This is a genomic window from Lysinibacillus sp. FSL K6-4013 (genome assembly GCF_038630435.1).
Classification (GTDB): domain Bacteria; phylum Bacillota; class Bacilli; order Bacillales_A; family Planococcaceae; genus Lysinibacillus; species Lysinibacillus boronitolerans.
The window spans coordinates 1,961,305-1,978,394 of sequence record NZ_CP152031.1; the positions used below are offsets into that span (position 1 = coordinate 1,961,305).

The following is a 17,090-nucleotide window of genomic DNA, read 5'->3' on the forward strand; positions in this document are numbered from 1 at the left end:
TGAATAAAAGGAAAGGTGGAGGAACGAGTTGAAGGTCGATTTAACGGGGAAGGTTGTCATAGTTACTGGTGGTAGTAAAGGAATTGGGAAGGGGATTGCTACCGTATTTGCGGAACAGGGCGCACATGTGGTGATTGCGGCAAGAGGTATGGAAGCTGCCACAGATTTAGCAAATCAATTACAAACGCAAGGCTTCTCAGCTTCTGCTGCCACTGTTGATGTTGAAAACTATGAATCTGTTGAGCACATGGCTACGGAGGTTGCTAGCTCTTTTGGTTCCATCGATATTTTATGTGCCAATGCTGGTATTTTTCCCTCTATGAAACTAGAGGACATGACGACTGACCATTGGGATCAGGTATTAAATGTCAATGCCAGAGGAACAATGTTTGCTGTCAAAGCTTGCGTGCCCCATTTAAAGAAAGCGAATGCTGGCAGGGTCATTATTACCTCGTCGATCACGGGTCCAGTGACTGGCTATGCTGGATGGACGCATTATGCCGCAAGTAAGGCAGCTCAATTAGGATTTATGCGAACTGCGGCTCTTGAATTAGCACCCTATCATATTACGGTCAATGCCGTGTTACCAGGAAATATTGCAACAGAAGGCTTAGATGGGCTTGGTGAAACCTATCTACAGAAGATGGCGAAGGCGATTCCTTTTGGCAGCCTTGGTCGTGTGGAGGATATAGCGTACGCTGCATTGTTCCTTAGTAGCAAGGAGGCAGGCTTTATTACGGGTCAATCGATCATTATTGATGGTGGCCAAACATTACCTGAAGATGCAGAGGCATTTTAAGAGAAGGAGGGATACAAGATGAATTTAGGCGCATTAGGAATGATTGAAACAAAGGGCTTAGTGGGCTCTATTGAAGCGGCCGATGCGATGGTCAAGGCTGCCAATGTCAATATTGTTGGTAAAGTCCATGTGGGTGGCGGTATTGTCACTGTACTTGTTCGTGGAGATGTCGGAGCTGTGAAAGCTGCAACAGATGCAGGGGCAGCAGCCGCACAACGTGTTGGAGAGCTACTATCTGTACATGTGATTCCGCGACCACATGCAGAATTGGAAGCGATTCTAAAAGTGCAATAATGAATGAGGTGGCTATATGAATGAACAAGCGGTAATGCAAATTGTTAATGATGTCATAGCCGAATTATTACCTAAAAAACAAGCAGCTCCTACACTTAATGAAATCCCTATAGGTATCTCTGCAAGGCATATTCATTTACAACAAGAGCATGTCGAGCAGCTGTTTGGCAAGGGTGCTTCACTAAGTGTAAAAAAAATGTTAGCTCAACCCGGTCAGTTTGCAGCACATGAAACGCTACAGGTGGTGGGACCAAAAGGAAGCATCCAAAATGTACGTGTATTAGGTCCAGCTCGTAACTTTACACAAATTGAAATTAGTCATACAGATGCCATTGCCCTCGGAATTCAACCACCATTGCGTGAATCGGGAGAAATTGCTGGCTCAGCTAGCTGTATACTGGTAGGACCCAGGGGAAGTTTGATTTTACAAGAGGGCGTCATTATAGCACAAGCACATATTCATATGGCACCTGCTGATGCACAGCAGTTAGGGGTTCAAAACGGTCAATATGTCTCCGTTAGGGTGCAAGGTCGACGTCCTATTACCTTTGAGTAAGTGAAAATTCGTGTGGCTGATCACTATCAATTAGAAATGCATATTGATACAGATGAAGCAAACGCAGGCTTCATCCAACAGGGCGAAACAGGTACAATTATAACATGCAAGATGGCAGGAGAGCCGTTCAATAACATCGACAGTCCTCCAATTGAAATTAACCACAGGTTTATAACGGCAAATGATGTAAGCCGTTATCAAGGTGAGACAGTGATAGTTCCTAAAGAGGCAAGGTTGACGGCACTGGCGAAGGAGGCCGTGGAAAAATTAGAAATTGACCTTCAGTTTCACGAAAAAGGATGAGGATGTATGCGGATAGGAACAGTGGTCGGAAATATCTGGGCAACACGTAAAGAGGAAGGGCTACAGGGATTGAAATTACTCATTATCCAGCCAATAAAGCTGGATGGTCAACTAAGTGATGAACAAATTGTTGCTGCAGATCGTATAGGTGCAGGTGTAGGGGATAACGTCATTTTAACAATGGGCAGTGCTGCCGTACGAAGTTTTTCTACGACCAGTATTTGTCCAATTGATGCCATTGTTGTTGGCATTATTGATGGCACAGATGAATCGTGAGGTGAGCACAGTGACAGAAGCGATAGGAATGATCGAAACATATGGCTTGATTGGCTCCATTGAAGCTGCGGACGCCATGCTAAAAGCAGCCAATGTCCAATTAGTGAAACAGGAGCTAGTAGACGGTGGTATCGTAACCATTATTGTTGAGGGAGATGTTGGGGCAGTACAGGCTGCGGTTGATGCTGGCAAAGCGGCAGCGACGCGAACGAGCAAGCTACTAAGCGCACATGTAATACCACGAGCAGCCAATGAAGTATTCACAGCGATTATTGATGAAACACAGCCGACAAAAGCGACGGAGGCAGCAGCCAAAAAAACAAGCACTCGCCAGAAGCCTCAACAAACAAAGCTTGTAGAGGATGAGCAGGCAGATAAGTAGTCGTGGATCTTTAGCAATGAATCTATGTCGTTAGGAGGGGGAGGCAGATGAGCTTTAGGCGACCGAAAATCGTTATCATTGGCGCTGGACATACAGGTGCAACCGTCGCGTTAATGGTCGCACAGAAACAGATCGGGGATATTGTGCTAATCGATTTACCAGACTTCGAAAGTGCTGCGAAAGGGAAGGCATTAGATATTCTCCAAGCGGGACCAATAGAAAGATTTAACGTACAGGTGACGGCTACTTCAAACTATCAAGAAATCGCTCATGCTGATATTGTGGTTATCACGGCAGGTATTGCAAGAAAGCCTGGCATGACACGACAGGATTTAATTCATACAAATGCGGCAATCGTCCGCACGGTAAGCGAACAGATCAAACGTTATACGCCAACTAGCTATGTTATCGTCTTAAGTAACCCTGTCGATGCCATGACCTATGTTTGTCTGGAAGCAACGGGTTTTCCAAAAAATCGCGTCATGGGACAATCAGGTGTGTTAGATACAGCGCGCTTTAATACCTTTATCGCACAGGCACTTCAGCTCGCTGTCGAGGATATATCAAGCTTCGTCTTGGGTGGGCATGGGGATGAAATGGTGCCACTCGTTCGCTATACGTATGTCGGAGGAATACCACTAGAAAAATTAATGCCACAAGCACAGATTGAACAATTAGTGGAGCGAACGCGAAAAGGCGGAGGCGAAATTGTCGCCCTACTTGGCAATGGCAGTGCTTACTATGCCCCAGCTGCCGCCATTGTCCAAATGATTGAAGCGATTGTGAAGGATCAACGGAAAGTAATGCCCATCATTACGTATTTACAGGGCGAATATCAAGTAAACAACGCATGTATCGGTGTCCCCGTTGTTTTAGGGGGAGATGGTATTGAAAGTGTAATTGAATTGCATTTAAACGAAGAGGAACAGCAAGCATTTAATCATTCGGTTCACCAAGTTTATCAAACATTAGCCTATATCAAATGATGCAAGCGCATGACACCATCTAATAGTGGCATGTATTAGATGGTACTGTACATAGTTGAGGCACCTTACGATGTTGTAAAGGTGCTTTTTGTTGTGCAAAATTTTCTTTTAATGGAAGATCGTTTTCTGTACAATTAAAAAAGTTACTACTGATGCACAAAGGAGGATTCGATGAAACAAGCACTCATCATTATCGATATACAGGAGGCTTTCTTTCTAGATAGCCAGCAAAAACTTTGGAACAGTGAAGCTATTATCAAAAATATTAATGTCTCCATTACATGGGCACGGCGCAACGAAGTACCCGTTATTTTTATTCAGCATACAGACGCAGATGATGTTGATTTTGCATTAGGTCAACCAGGCTGGGAACTGTATCATGGATTACTTAGACAGGCGGAGGATCAAGTGATTCAAAAAACAACGTGGGACGCTTTCTATCAAACGGAGCTTGCAGCTTATTTACAAGCGCATCACATCGAGCAATTGATTTTCGCGGGTGCTCAAACAGAGTTTTGTCTTGATACAACAATCCGTAGTGCTTTTAGTCATGGCTACCATCATAATATTTTAATAGAAGATGCACATAGCACCTTAGATAGTAATGTACTGGCAGCACCACAAATTATTCAACATCACGAATCCATTTGGCATAATCGTTTTGTGCGGATTCAGTCAATTGGAGGATTCCAACATGCTGATTGATCAGAAAGAGCTCCAGATAAAAGAGCTATCCTATACAATTCGCTGTGCCCGACGCGAAGATGCCCAAGCCTTATCAGATTTACGCTTGCAATTAGACGGTGAAACGGAAAACTTCGATCGTGAACAGGGCGAGGCATTGATTGATCGAGCAGGCTTTGAGCAGCTTATTCAACAGGATAGCGAAAGCTCAAAAAATTTATGTTTAGTGGCGGTTGTCGGTGATCGGATCGTTGGGTTCTCAAGATGTGAGGGCTCTCCACTCAAAAGGCTTGCTCATAAAGTAACCTTTGGTGTTGGAGTCAGTAAAGAGTTTTGGGGCTATGGCATAGGAAAAGCCTTGCTGCAAGAATCCATTGATTGGGCAGATACCAATGGTGTTCGCAAAATAGCACTAGAAGTGTTAGAAACCAATGAGAAAGCGATACAGCTCTATAAAAAAATGGGCTTTTTAGTGGAAGGCATTCTGAAAAATGATAAATGCCTTGCAGATGGCTTGTTCTATCACACGATCATTATGGGAAGATGGCAGGAATAGCATCGGAGAAGGAATTTAAAACAGCATGACAAATTTTATGTATATCTTTTGTTTGATTGTCTGGGGTCTTAATTTTATTGCAGTCAAAATTCAAGGAACGCCAGTCAGTTTAGAATTATCTTTAACCTATCGTTTAGTCATGACAGCCCTTTTATTTTTCATCCTTGCTTGGTTCTTGAAACCACAGGGTAAACCACAACAGGGCGACGTGCCTTTTATCATCGTTTTTGGCGTTTGTAATTTTGCATTCAGCTATTTAGCGCTGTATTATGCGACGATATGGAGCTCGGCTGCTATTGTCACATTAATTTTTTCATTAAAAGTCATATTAACACCTATCGCTCTACGGATATTTCTCAAGGAGCCATTGCCTCGTCGTGTTTTAATTGGCGGTATTTTAGGTGTCATCGGCGTGGGGGTGCTGATTTATCCATCTTTACATAATATCGAGTTAAAAGGAGTGTTAATTGCCTTCGTAGGGACTGTCCTGACAGCCATCGGGGATGCAAGCTCTGCCAGAAATGCCAAGCAGCAGATAAACCCCGTTTATGCGAATGCCATTGGCTTTACAGTGGGTAGTGCAGTCATGTGTGTCATTGTTTGGCTACAGGGGCAAACAGTCGTGATACCCAAATCCATTACCTTCCTATCGGCTCTCTTGTATTTAACGCTTATCGCCTCCTTTCTCGCATGGTTATTTTACTTAAAACTAGTCGAACGAATTGGTGGGGCAAAAAGTGGCTATATGGTTGCGTTATTCCCCGTGATTGGCGGTATCACTTCAGTTGTCATTGGCGAATCAACACTCAGTATTTATTTAATTCTAGGCTGTCTTTTTAGCTGTATTGGAGCTGCGATTGCCTTAGGCTTTAAAATTAAGCCTATTTTACGATGAACGAAAACCCCTTTCCCTTCATAAACTAGAGAAGAACGCTTGAAAAGGGTGAGGGACAAAATGTCATTCGTTCCATTGAATGCAATGGGTATCAGGAGAGAAAAAGATGAGGATCACTGGGACATTGATCGCTGGGAAAATGATGGTGGCAGAAGCTTAGAGGCGTAAGGGAGACAGAAATTTGTCTCCCTTTAAATATTTTTGAAACCTTTTGATCGAATGCTCGTATGATAAGTAGATAAGTTTTCATTGTTAGCTATAAAAAAAGGGAGAAATGATTTTTTTGAACCATTGAACAAAACGATTACTATTCATTATTTACGTGATTGTCATTGCGGATGCGTATTATACAACGCTCTATATTGAACCAAAAACACCGCCGCAACACCAAACCATCAAAGCAACAGCCATCACGGTAGACCAACTACGGTAGCAAGCCTCACAAAAGGAAGCGGACAACCCGTCGTTTGAAGCCTTTTTCCTTCAAGCAATTTCTTCAAAGCGTGGCCCAGGAAATGGTGATGCAAGAAAATTTCGTAGAAGCACGAACGCAAAAGCGTGTCTATTTACACTATCAACAGCTACGTTGCTGACACCCTGTACATTTACAGGGTTTTTTTAATAGGAGGAGTAAAAACATGAGTATGGCAACCTATATAGGCTTCAATTTTCCAGTTAAAATACAGGATGACTATACAGAAAATGAAGTTGACATAAATTATTTTTTCTCAGTAAAAGAGAATCGCCAAATTGTACAGGCAAAGCATTTTACAACACCCTATGTATATGAAATCGAAACAAAGGGAGAGCCCATTTGGCAAATGCATAACGAAAATAAAATGTATTCCCCCCATAACTATGAAAAAGCCAAAAGAACTTTTCACCATGTATGTGACTTTCTAAAAAAATTCCTTCCCAAAGGAGATTATTGCGAAATCTACATTTGCTGGATAGGAGGAGAAGGAGAGGAACATGAGAAAAAACTGGCACTTTTGTTAGATCAACTTTCAGTAGAAGAGGTAGATATAGTTGAGAAATGTTTGCTGATGTTAAGAAACTAATACCTTCATTAAAGTAAAAGATTGAAGCAATAAGCCTCAATCTTTTTTCTGTTTGCTAGGAAGCTGATAACCCTCTAAGTCTGGAATGAATTCTTGAGGGTCAATCGATATATTCACTTCAAGCTTTTCTGGATGAACATAGCTTGTCAGCTCACCATGTTGGTCATATGTTTCACTTTTAATGAGAATGCCAGTATCTTTATCCACCCAAAAACGAAACGCTTCTGTCGTCCCTTTTAACTTTTCATTATTTGTCACCGCTTCATCCATTTTCCCAGCTAATACGATTGTATTATGACCTAACAACGCTTCATTTTGTTTTTCAATCTCCCAATGCCCCATATTTCTTAAATAACTAGCAGCTTTCTCATAAGCGAACAACGACATACTTGAACTTCCAAATGAAGGTCTTTCTCTCAATTTATTATATGAAATAGGCGGATATTTCAAGTCAATACTAAAAGCTTGCTCAGGAGTAACTATGTCTCGTTTTGATTTCTGTTTCGTTTCACTAACTGTATAAACTTTTTGTCCATTAAGTGCTGTATATTTTAACCAGCTCTTTCTGTTGTTATAAAAGTACTCCTGTGTATCGTTCTTGATTCCCGTCGTGTTATCATCTAAAGCGATTATCTTTTCATAGCCTCCAACTTCTTTTTTGGTACTTACTTTATAAGTAACACCCAATGTTCTAGTGGAACCGTCTTGAGAAATTCTATGTTCTTCAAATTTTCCAGCTGCTGAGTGAAAATAATCGATCGAATTTAATAATTTACTCACGACATCCTCTTTCGTCATATCCCCATAAAATTCTTCTTGGATCGGGGGATGATAAAGAGTAGTTTCCATTGTAGGTTCTTGTGAACGGTCTCCCTTAGCAACTGGTTGTTCTGTCAGCTCCGTGACCATAAAATAGCTAGCCCCTATAAGAAAAAAAACAATGACAGCTATAGGTAACAAATGATTGAAAATGGATTGAAATTGGGGCTGCTTCTTGTGACCTTTTCGAAGCCTCTGCCTTACTTTTTCTTTCTGTTTCTCATTAAAATGAATGTCCTTGAATGCCGTGTCATCCAATGCCTTGCCTATATTTTTAAACATATCATTCATTCATCTTGCACCCCTCCATTGATTTTTTGAGCAAAAGGCGAGCCCTATGAAGTCGAGACTTAATGGTTTGTAAACGCAAATCTAACAAATCAGCTATTTGGTTATAGGGCAGCTCTTCATAATAATATAAAATAATGAGTTCTCGGTAACGTATTGGTAGAGCAAGAATCTTTTCAGAAAGCAATCGTTTTTCCTCCTGTCCGACTAATTCCAACTCAGGGGATTCAATTGTACTCTTAATTTTTGAGAAAAATTCTGTCAGCACAATATTTCGATAAGACCAGCTTTTTAATCTATCTTTACATAGATTGACAGTAATTCGATATAACCATGTTTTATAGGAAGATTCATTCCTGAAATTATCTAAATGCTCATAGCACTTTATAAATACTTCTTGCGCAATATCTTCCGAAAGCTGCTTGTGCTTCATATACGTAAAGGCAAGACGTGCTATGTCATCTCCATATGCCTTCATCAACCATTCAAGCCTCTCCTCCTTACTACATTCACTGCTAACTTCTATTGATGATCTCGCATGTTCAAGCATCCTCCACACCCTTTCAATTATTAGACGGAGTTGGTGCTATTTGGTTGTAATCAATTTACTATAATAACAATGGATTTGTAATAGCAGTAAAAGAGAGTATGAGAGATTCTTGTGTTATGATTCAATAGTAAAATGCTAATAAATGGTGAAAAAGGGGAGTAGTATGCATACACAATTCGAATTTACTGTTTTTCCTCAATTGGAAACAGATCGCTTTATTTTACGAAAAGGAAAAATGGATGACCGCCAAGATATTTTGAGACTTTATTCTAATGAAAATGTAGTGAAGTACCTGCCATTACCATTGTTTGCTTCAGTTGAAGATGCTATTGATGAAATCAATTGGTATGAGAAAATTTTTAAAGAACAAAAAGGCTTAAGATGGGTAATCGAAGAAATTCAGACCAACAAAGTGATTGGCACATGTGGCTATTTGAATTATGAAAAAGAGCATAATCGTATAGAAATTGGTTATGATTTAAACCCTGATTATTGGGGGAAGGGTGTGATGCAAGAGGCTTTAAACGCGATTATCCATTTTGCCTTTACATCCATGGGAATCAATAAAATCGAAGCAAAAATAGAACCAGAAAACACAGCATCTATCAAACTAGTAGAGAAATTAAATTTTTCTCAAGAGGGTCTTTTGAGGCAACATGAATTTGAAAAAGGGAAGTATGTAGATCTCGCTATCTTTTCCCTATTGAAAAGTGAATTTTAGGAGGTTAGGAAAGTCGCACTCATCATGAGGGTGGCTTTTTATTTTGCTATTACTGCGAGATACATAGAGAATCAGCCATGTTAAACGTAACTATTTAATGGAAAATATTATAAAAATTAACTAGTGTAAGGTATTATTATAATAAATGGCTAACCTTCTAAAGAGGAGTGAGAGAGATGAAGCTCGTAAATGTTGTATTGACAGGACTATTGATAAGTGGATTGTTAATAGGTTGTACCGAGGAAGAAGAAACGAAAGGGGAACAGGTAAAAACAGAAGAAACAACAATCAAACAAGTAGCAGCAGTAAACCCTTCGAAAATTTGGAATGATGTATCAACCCCTGAAGGCTTCAATAACTATGGGATTGAACCAACGTTGGAAGCATGGATTGCCTATCATGCCCAAGATATTAACAAAACAACAGATGTTGACGAATATTATCTAAGGGCAGATCGTCTCACGAAGGAAATGCTATATTTTAGGGTTCAAGGGGAAGACCTTCAAAAGGATTTTGAAAATTTAAATGTACTGCAGATTTTGATGGGACATCTGGATTATGTGATATCGGTAGAAAAACAGCAAGGTCTTGATACAACTGAGTTCTATGGAGAATTAACTAAATGTTTCAAGTATTTTACTGAATTACTTCACGATCTCAACGTAATTATCAATAATGATGGCAAGGGTGAAACATTCGGGCTCACACACCAATTAGACGGGAACAAGGTGGACGAACTCGAAAAACTTCTTTATTCAGAGGCCGGTAAGGAGTAAAAGTAAAATAGATTTATCAGGGGGGATATTTTTGAGTAATAAACAACTAATTCCTACAAATCAAGTTAAAGAAGAGTTTGAAGCTATTTTATTAGAACATGCTAGTATTGCGCATTGTGAGATTAATTTAAAAAACGGCACGATCAAAAACAACCAACGATTCGACACCCGCTATGACGAGTTTGCTTTGGATACTGTGAATAATGAATTTTGTTTTAGTCTAAAAGCTAATAATAGCATAAACTTTCATAGAATTAATCTTCAAACATTCAGTCAAATCAATGCAATAACATTAGACTTAAACAATTATTTTTCTTCTGAAGAACTTAAGGAGGAAAGCTATTATTCCAAGTTAATTTACCTCAATCATCAATATTTGTTGTATTTTATTACGAAAAGAGAAATGAACTATGGACGTCCTTTTTATCAATGTATTTTTTTGATAAACACTTCAACAGGAGAGATAAAACGATTAAATCCTTACCTTCCAAACGGAGATAATTTACTTAGATTAGATACGTCCAAAAACATCTACCTAAGCAATCATAGTCACTTATTACTATTAAAAACTGGGAGAATAAGACCCTTTGAGAAACAAGCAATGTATAATGGAGTAGATATAGAAAATCCTTATCATGACCACCTTGAATCGATTTACTTAATGGAGGTTTCATCTTTAATTAACCAACAAAATTTTAATAATGCGACATTACTATCTTTACTAAATTATTCAGGTGCTTCTGAAAACTTACGATATGAGAACAATGTTCTGTCATACGTAGTATCTGATTTTACTAACAATACTAAAGAGTTAATAAAACATGATTTGTTAGACGGGGATGTTTCAAAATTTCAAGATGACCAATTAATACGAGATTATTTAAATTATGATTTTGAAATATTACCAAACTACTATCATTATATCTCTAAATTATCTAAACAAGAAAAAAGTAATACATATAATTTGATTGACGATGAATTGTCGTTTAATTTAAAGCTGAATGAGATAAGCTGAGAGAATTTTAACTTGTTATAAGCATCTGTAATGGAGGATGGATTATTAGGAAGCTATTTGGCATGAATGCGATTTTTTGCTTTCCTAAAGATATTTCCCATAAACAAAAAAGATTGAAGCCCATTAGCCTCCAATCTTTTTATGGTCGCTCTCATTATTTTACATTCGGATAAATCATTGTTGCTGGGTCTACATATTCGTCGAACTGTTCTTCTGTAAGTAAGCCACTTGCAATGGCTGCTGCCTTTAAGGTCGTGCCTTCTTTGTGGGCCTGTTTTGCGATTTTTGCTGCTTTTTCATAGCCGATGTATGGGTTTAATGCCGTTACAAGCATTAATGAATTTTGTAAATTATGATTGAGTACCTCTTTGTTTGGCTCAATGCCTACTGCACAATGGTCGTTAAATGATTTCATTGTATCCGCTAATAGGCGAGTTGATTGTAAGAAGTTGTAAATGATGACTGGTTTAAAGACGTTTAATTCAAAGTTACCTTGAGAAGCGGCGAAGGCAATTGTTGCGTCATTCCCAACTACTTGTGTGACAACCATTGTCATTGCTTCACTTTGAGTAGGGTTTACTTTACCTGGCATAATGGAAGAGCCTGGTTCGTTTTCTGGGATCGTAATTTCACCAATACCTGAACGAGGGCCACTTGCTAGCCAGCGAACGTCATTGGCAATTTTCATTAAATCAGCCGCTAAAGCCTTTAATGCACCATGTGCTACAACTGCTTCATCATGACTCGTTAGGGCATGGAATTTATTTGCAGCTGATGTAAATTGTTTGCCTGTTAGCTCACTAATTTCCTCAGCCACACGATCACCAAATTCAGGGTGAGCATTGATTCCTGTACCGACCGCTGTTCCACCAATTGCAAGCTCCTTCATATAGTCAATATTTTGGATAATCATATGCTCTGATTTTGCCAGCATAGCTGCCCAACCACTAATTTCTTGACCTAATGTAAGAGGTGTCGCGTCCTGTAAATGCGTACGACCAATTTTAATAATGTCCTTAAATTGAGCTGCTTTATCTTCCAAAGTTGCTTTTAGTAAACGTAGTCTTGGTAATAAATAATCTTCCACTTTTAAAACAGCCGCAATATGCAATGCTGTTGGGAATGTATCATTTGAGCTTTGTGATTTATTGACATCATCATTTGGATGAATACGGTCCGCTTCACCAGCATCCTCTAATAGTTGATTCGCACGGTGAGCAATGACTTCATTCACATTCATATTGGATTGTGTACCACTACCAGTTTGCCAAACCACAAGAGGAAATTGATCGTCCCATTGACCATTTAAAATTTCATCTGCAGCCTGCACGATGGCATTTGCTTTAATATCAGAAAGTTTGCCTAGTTTATTATTCGCAATCGCTGCACTTTTCTTTAAGATCGTCATAGCTTGCACAAGCTCGATTGGCATTTGTTCCGTACCAATTTGGAAATTTTCTTTACTGCGCTGTGTTTGCGCGCCCCAAATTTTATTGGCAGGTACTTTAATTTCACCCATAGTGTCTTTTTCAATACGATAATCCATGTCAAAACAGCTCCTTTAGTATGTAAAATTTTCCTCATGTACAGATAAAAACGGATACTCTTAGTCTGATGTAAGAATATCCGTTTGATACATGCTTATTCAAAAAAGAGGGGGATTCTGAATGAAGCAATTTGGAGAAAGAAATAATCTATTGATAATGATAATTGTTATCAATTAAAAAGTCAACGGATATGCTTGAAGAAATTTAAGGTGAGAATGATTCGCAATCCTTGCCTATTTTATTCCCGAAATTTAATGGAATAAACATGTTTTAGTCGACTATCTCTTTTTCTTTCCAAGCTCTTTAAGAGGCTGCTTTTTAGGGATTTTTTCGAACAATATCTTTACATGAAAATTGTTGTCATCGACTTGAAGTACCTCCAACACCTTTGCCTTGCGCCCTTTAATGCGAATATCCTCTTCCACAGTAGGTAGCTTGACGAGCAATTGACTTAAAACAGACGTCTTGTTTTCATAATAATGAGTCACAAACATCGCGATTCTCCTTCTGACTTTTGATTGTTACTCAATTTATGAGCGAGGGATAATAGTTAGAACTTTGGAGATGGTGAGCAAAAAATGAAGAACAACGAATAGATGCTTAAGATAATTAAAAATTGAAAGGGGTCTGTACAGTTTTTTAAAACTGAAGTATTTTGGTTCACTACATAGAAAATACATAAAACTATGTTATAAGAGCTAATAAAATAATTGGGTGTAAAATATGTTTGACACCTTATTTGTCTTAAATTAATATTATGATGTAAAAGATCTTTTACAAGCCAGGAGCGGAGTGGTGTTTGAAATGGAAAATAAAATAAGGGTATATCGTGAAAAAAATAGCCTCTCACAAGGTAAATTAGCGGAGTTATGCAATGTGACAAGGCAGACCATTAATGCCATTGAAAATAATAAATATGATCCAAGTTTGGAATTGGCTTTTACTTTGTCCTATATTTTAAGTACTCCTATAGAAGAATTATTTATTTTTACATATGGAAGGAATGAGAAAAAGTGACGATTACAAAAAAGGTAAGTTTAATCGGTTCTTTAGTTATTATTGTTTCTATTGGTAGTTACGGTGTATATGAATGGATAACGAAAGAAATGATTGATGCAGCGACAATTTTCTTTGTATTCTTAGGAATAGGTCTTTTGTTTCAGTCCATTACTTGGGGAGAAATGAACGGAGTAAATGAAGGAAAAAAGGATGAGTTAGAAAAACATATAACACTTGTTAGTTCAAAAATTAGTTACTATCTTTTACTGTTATTTATGGTTATTGTTTTAGTGATCTCAGAAAGAGTAACCGCTTTAAATGATATTAAGAATATTCCACTTGTTATTGTCATAGGACTTGCTTGGATTACTATGCCAATTACTGAGTTTGTGGTTTCTAAAAAATATAGTTAAATAAATTGTTCTTTGTAAAGAAGGCTGATTTATTTTGATGAAATTTAATTTTAGATCAACTTACCTCGATAGATTGATTAAGAGGTGAGTTGATTTTTTTGCTGGATATTTATGTTAAAATAACTATGGAGTTTTATTACAGGTTATTGTTATTAAACTACCATGACAAAAAAATTTAAAAAATGGGCGAGTAAGTAGAATGACAAATAATATCATTGAACAAGCAAAACGAGGGTTGGAGGGTTTTGCTATTGGAGGTTATCATACTAGCGGAAATTTTAGTAAGTATCGGGAGGAATACTATAAATATTTTGGAGATCCAGATGATGAAACGAGAAAATACGCTATAGCTGCATTTACTTGTATGCTGGGTACTTGGGAAACGGGTTCTCTTCAGATATTTCAGCCCATACAAGAGTGGGAGGAAAATAAAAAATGGAGCTCCAATCCATTAGACCAGAAGCGATTTTATCGTTTAAAAGATTATCTTTATGCATTGTTAGCACATCATGAGCAGATAGAGAAAGAATTCCCCTATATGTATGAAGATATTGTTTTATTTTTAATAAAAATAGAGTTAAATCAAGGGGTCAGATATGAGGAATGGTTTCCAGAGCATAACCCGAATTTGTTTCAGCGATTAAGAGAAGAAATTTTAATACCTAAACAACATTTGGTAGATAAAAGAAGTCATCGAAAATTCTTATTAAAAGAAATAGGTATTGAACCTTTTTTCGAATCGGATCAATTTAGGTAATGAAAGTAATCCAAAAGTGGATGGAATCGCTCAGAAAGGGTTCCAAGGTGATCGAAAAGAGAGGCACCCCGCTTATTAGAGACAATCATTTAGCAAGCCACTGCGAAATAAAATTGCAAGGGAAAACACTGCTGCATGTTGCGGGGAAATCGCTTACTCGGTCAGTAAGAGAGGAGGTCAATGTCCGCTTATTTTATAAGAAAATCAAAAATATGACATGTTTTTACCTTTGGAAATTGCAACTTTCGACATGTTTTTTATTTATTTCTCGGGAAATATCTCATAGCGAAGTGTGAAAATGGTAGGGACTTCGTAAGCTGTTTTAGGCTATTTATGTGGTGGCTGGCTCGAATGGATACATAAAAAGGTGACATTTTAATCAAACAGGTGGGTGGAATACGTTTCAGCTAGGGGGATGTTCGCTATAATAAGATTAGGGAGGAAATGAAATGTATTTAAAATCATGTAAGGTGTTACAGGATACGATTCCCAATAAACAGGCGTATCCTTTTAATATTCCAAGCTTGCAGGATTTGCATGAGCTTGAGTTCCCAACGAATGTGACGTTCTTTGTTGGGGAAAATGGTTCGGGGAAATCAACATTACTGGAGGCGATTGCTGATCGCTGCGATTTCAATACGGCTGGTGGCGGTCGTCAAAATTTATATGAAGTACATAAGGCGGAATCTTCATTGGGGGAATATATCCGTTTGTCGTGGCTGCCGAAAATTTCGAATGGGTTTTTTCTTCGATCAGAAACATTTTATCAATTTGCCAGTCATATTGATTTGATAGAAGATCCAAGGAGATATAACGCTTTTGGTGGGAAATCGCTACATCATCAATCTCATGGTGAATCCTTTCTTGCGTTATTTATGAATCGCTTTAAGGGGAAAGCCATTTATTTATTGGATGAGCCTGAGGCAGCATTGTCTCCAACGAGGCAGCTGAGCTTGCTGAAAATAATGAAGGACCTTGAGCATGAGGCACAATTTATTATTGCTACACACTCACCCATTTTGCTTGGCTATCCGAATGCAACGATTTATAGTTTTGATCAAGGAGAAATTGAATCCATTCGCTATGAGGATACCATTCATTATATTGTGACCAAACGTTTTTTAGATGCACCACAGTCGATATTAAGAGAGTTATTTGATGAGGAGAGGGAATCATGAATCAACGAAAAGGCTTAATCATGCGAGAAATTCGATTAGATGAAATGGCACAGTCCATTGATTTACTGAATTATGTCTTTCAAATGTCAATGTCCATTCACAAGGATCGTCGCTTTGTGAATGCGAAGAGTAGGCAATTTAATGAAGGGCATGCTATCGGGTGGTTTGATGGTTCACAGCTTGTATCGCAAATTTTAAGTTTGCCTTTTGAGGTGAATGTGCATGGCAAGATTTATGAAATGGGTGGCATCACAGCAGTTGGGACATACCCTGAATATTCAGGGCATGGCTTAATGGAGAGCTTGATAATAGAAAGTCTGCAAAGTATGCGAAATGAAGGACAGTATATATCCTATTTATTTCCATATTCTATTCCTTATTACCGCAAAAAGGGATGGGAAATTATGAGTGATATTGTGGAATTTCAAGTGAAGGATACACAGCTTCCTCATTATGCTGGGCTTAATGGGAAAATTCGCAGAGTTGATCCGAAGCATGAGGATGTGGTGGATATCTACGCACGCTATGCGCAGAAGACGCATGGGGTAATGGTGCGCAATAGTATTGCCTGGAACGAGAAATTTCAGGAGGATTTCTGGGAGGAGAAATTTATAGATAGTGATGTGAACCTTCAGGCAGCGGTCTACTATGATGAAGAAGATGTGGCACAGGGCTACATGTTCTATCGTATTATGGAGGAAAATTATTACATTGATGAAATCGTCTATTTGCAGGAAGAGGCTCGTAAAGGTTTATGGAATTTCGTCTCGGCTCACAGCTCGATGGTCTACAATGTCTACGGGAAAACAACTGGTAATGAAGCGGTAGCCTTTCTATTAGAGGATAGTGAGATCATTCAAAAGGTATCGCCATATTTCATGGCAAGAATCGTCGATGTCAAAGAATTTTTACTGCGCTATCCATTTATTGGTCAGAATTTCGAGCTTCAGCTAGCTGTCAGTGATCGCACTGTGGCGTGGAATAATGGCACCTACATCATCAAAATGAAAGATGGAAACCTTTCTGTGCAAAAGGTAAGTGAGACGTTAAACGCGAATGCTGTGCATTTAACAGTGCAAACACTGGCTACTATGCTGTTAGGCTACAAACGTCCAACCTATTTAGAAAGAATTGAACGATTACAGGGACGTGCAGAGGAAATTGCATTGCTCGAGGCGGTTTTACCAGTAGGTATCCCAACATTTATTGATTATTTTTAAGTGGTATGGGGGTAA

At 38.5% G+C, this 17,090-nt stretch carries 21 protein-coding genes and 1 pseudogene; 18 read left to right on the forward strand and 4 right to left on the reverse strand.

Annotated features, from left to right (window positions below; all coding sequences use genetic code 11):
* The first annotated feature begins 28 nt into the window (after positions 1–28).
* The 10 genes and pseudogenes from fabG (at position 29) to MHB39_RS09485 (ending at position 6,792) form a co-directional block, all read left to right on the forward strand.
* Entirely contained in the window at positions 29–799 is a 771-nt protein-coding gene (gene fabG, locus MHB39_RS09440) for a 3-oxoacyl-ACP reductase FabG (RefSeq protein ID WP_342546456.1), read from the forward strand.
* 18 nt (positions 800–817) lie between these two features.
* Entirely contained in the window at positions 818–1,093 is a 276-nt protein-coding gene (locus MHB39_RS09445; RefSeq protein ID WP_326141473.1) for a BMC domain-containing protein, read from the forward strand.
* A gap of 16 nt (positions 1,094–1,109) precedes the next feature.
* A pseudogene (locus MHB39_RS09450) lies at positions 1,110–1,748 on the forward strand (phosphate propanoyltransferase); the annotation flags it as partial.
* 210 nt (positions 1,749–1,958) lie between these two features.
* Positions 1,959–2,228, forward strand: coding sequence for a EutN/CcmL family microcompartment protein (locus MHB39_RS09455; protein WP_004228986.1), 270 nt, complete (start codon positions 1,959–1,961; stop codon positions 2,226–2,228).
* Positions 2,218–2,610 (forward strand): BMC domain-containing protein, encoded by a 393-nt coding sequence (locus MHB39_RS09460; RefSeq protein ID WP_036081613.1) that lies wholly within the window; start codon positions 2,218–2,220, stop codon positions 2,608–2,610. Before MHB39_RS09455 ends, MHB39_RS09460 begins: the two co-directional genes overlap by 11 nt.
* Before the next feature lie 47 nt (positions 2,611–2,657).
* A complete protein-coding gene (mdh, locus tag MHB39_RS09465; protein WP_342546460.1) occupies positions 2,658–3,596 on the forward strand; it encodes a malate dehydrogenase in 939 nt (312 codons plus the stop codon).
* Positions 3,597–3,767: 171 nt separating this feature from the next.
* Positions 3,768–4,301 (forward strand): cysteine hydrolase family protein, encoded by a 534-nt coding sequence (locus MHB39_RS09470; protein WP_333004517.1) that lies wholly within the window; start codon positions 3,768–3,770, stop codon positions 4,299–4,301.
* Entirely contained in the window at positions 4,291–4,836 is a 546-nt protein-coding gene (locus tag MHB39_RS09475; protein ID WP_333004518.1) for a GNAT family N-acetyltransferase, read from the forward strand. Before MHB39_RS09470 ends, MHB39_RS09475 begins: the two co-directional genes overlap by 11 nt.
* Positions 4,837–4,861: 25 nt before the next feature.
* The gene (locus MHB39_RS09480) at positions 4,862–5,731 is read left to right on the forward strand and encodes a DMT family transporter (protein WP_333004520.1); all 870 of its coding nucleotides are present in this window, start codon (positions 4,862–4,864) and stop codon (positions 5,729–5,731) included.
* 638 nt (positions 5,732–6,369) lie between these two features.
* A complete protein-coding gene (locus MHB39_RS09485; RefSeq protein ID WP_333004522.1) occupies positions 6,370–6,792 on the forward strand; it encodes a hypothetical protein in 423 nt (140 codons plus the stop codon).
* Between the two features lie 36 nt (positions 6,793–6,828).
* Here the strand turns inward: MHB39_RS09485 and MHB39_RS09490 are convergent, their stop codons facing one another.
* Both MHB39_RS09490 and MHB39_RS09495 read right to left on the reverse strand, forming a co-directional pair.
* Entirely contained in the window at positions 6,829–7,902 is a 1,074-nt protein-coding gene (locus MHB39_RS09490; protein WP_342546461.1) for a hypothetical protein, read from the reverse strand.
* Positions 7,895–8,449 carry a sigma-70 family RNA polymerase sigma factor gene (locus tag MHB39_RS09495; RefSeq protein WP_333004526.1) on the reverse strand — a complete coding sequence of 185 codons (555 nt, stop codon included), beginning with the start codon at positions 8,447–8,449 and terminating at the stop codon, positions 7,895–7,897. The genes MHB39_RS09490 and MHB39_RS09495 overlap by 8 nt, the downstream gene beginning before the upstream one ends.
* A 163-nt stretch (positions 8,450–8,612) precedes the next feature.
* On the opposite strand from MHB39_RS09495, the gene MHB39_RS09500 reads away from it, so the two are divergent.
* The 3 genes from MHB39_RS09500 (at position 8,613) to MHB39_RS09510 (ending at position 10,961) form a co-directional block, all read left to right on the forward strand.
* Entirely contained in the window at positions 8,613–9,170 is a 558-nt protein-coding gene (locus tag MHB39_RS09500) for a GNAT family protein (protein WP_016995133.1), read from the forward strand.
* 176 nt (positions 9,171–9,346) lie between these two features.
* Complete coding sequence (locus tag MHB39_RS09505) at positions 9,347–9,946, forward strand: hypothetical protein (RefSeq protein ID WP_342546462.1); 600 nt, start codon at positions 9,347–9,349, stop codon at positions 9,944–9,946.
* Positions 9,947–9,977: 31 nt separating this feature from the next.
* Positions 9,978–10,961, forward strand: coding sequence for a hypothetical protein (locus MHB39_RS09510; protein ID WP_342546464.1), 984 nt, complete (start codon positions 9,978–9,980; stop codon positions 10,959–10,961).
* A 154-nt stretch (positions 10,962–11,115) separates the two neighbouring features.
* Here the strand turns inward: MHB39_RS09510 and fumC are convergent, their stop codons facing one another.
* Both fumC and MHB39_RS09520 read right to left on the reverse strand, forming a co-directional pair.
* Positions 11,116–12,507, reverse strand: a complete 1,392-nt coding sequence (gene fumC, locus MHB39_RS09515) for a class II fumarate hydratase (protein ID WP_342546465.1) — start codon at positions 12,505–12,507, stop codon at positions 11,116–11,118.
* Between the two features lie 279 nt (positions 12,508–12,786).
* A complete protein-coding gene (locus tag MHB39_RS09520; protein ID WP_004228943.1) occupies positions 12,787–13,002 on the reverse strand; it encodes a hypothetical protein in 216 nt (71 codons plus the stop codon).
* Positions 13,003–13,312: 310 nt separating this feature from the next.
* Between MHB39_RS09520 and MHB39_RS09525 the strand changes: the two genes are divergently transcribed.
* From MHB39_RS09525 to MHB39_RS09545, 5 genes are all read left to right on the forward strand, one after another.
* Positions 13,313–13,525, forward strand: coding sequence for a helix-turn-helix transcriptional regulator (locus tag MHB39_RS09525; RefSeq protein WP_103119066.1), 213 nt, complete (start codon positions 13,313–13,315; stop codon positions 13,523–13,525).
* A complete protein-coding gene (locus MHB39_RS09530; protein ID WP_004228939.1) occupies positions 13,522–13,920 on the forward strand; it encodes a hypothetical protein in 399 nt (132 codons plus the stop codon). Before MHB39_RS09525 ends, MHB39_RS09530 begins: the two co-directional genes overlap by 4 nt.
* 199 nt (positions 13,921–14,119) lie before the next feature.
* Positions 14,120–14,677 (forward strand): hypothetical protein, encoded by a 558-nt coding sequence (locus tag MHB39_RS09535; protein WP_342546466.1) that lies wholly within the window; start codon positions 14,120–14,122, stop codon positions 14,675–14,677.
* 449 nt (positions 14,678–15,126) lie between these two features.
* A complete protein-coding gene (locus MHB39_RS09540; protein ID WP_016993352.1) occupies positions 15,127–15,855 on the forward strand; it encodes an AAA family ATPase in 729 nt (242 codons plus the stop codon).
* Entirely contained in the window at positions 15,852–17,075 is a 1,224-nt protein-coding gene (locus MHB39_RS09545; RefSeq protein ID WP_342546468.1) for a GNAT family N-acetyltransferase, read from the forward strand. Before MHB39_RS09540 ends, MHB39_RS09545 begins: the two co-directional genes overlap by 4 nt.
* The last annotated feature ends 15 nt before the right edge of the window (positions 17,076–17,090 follow it).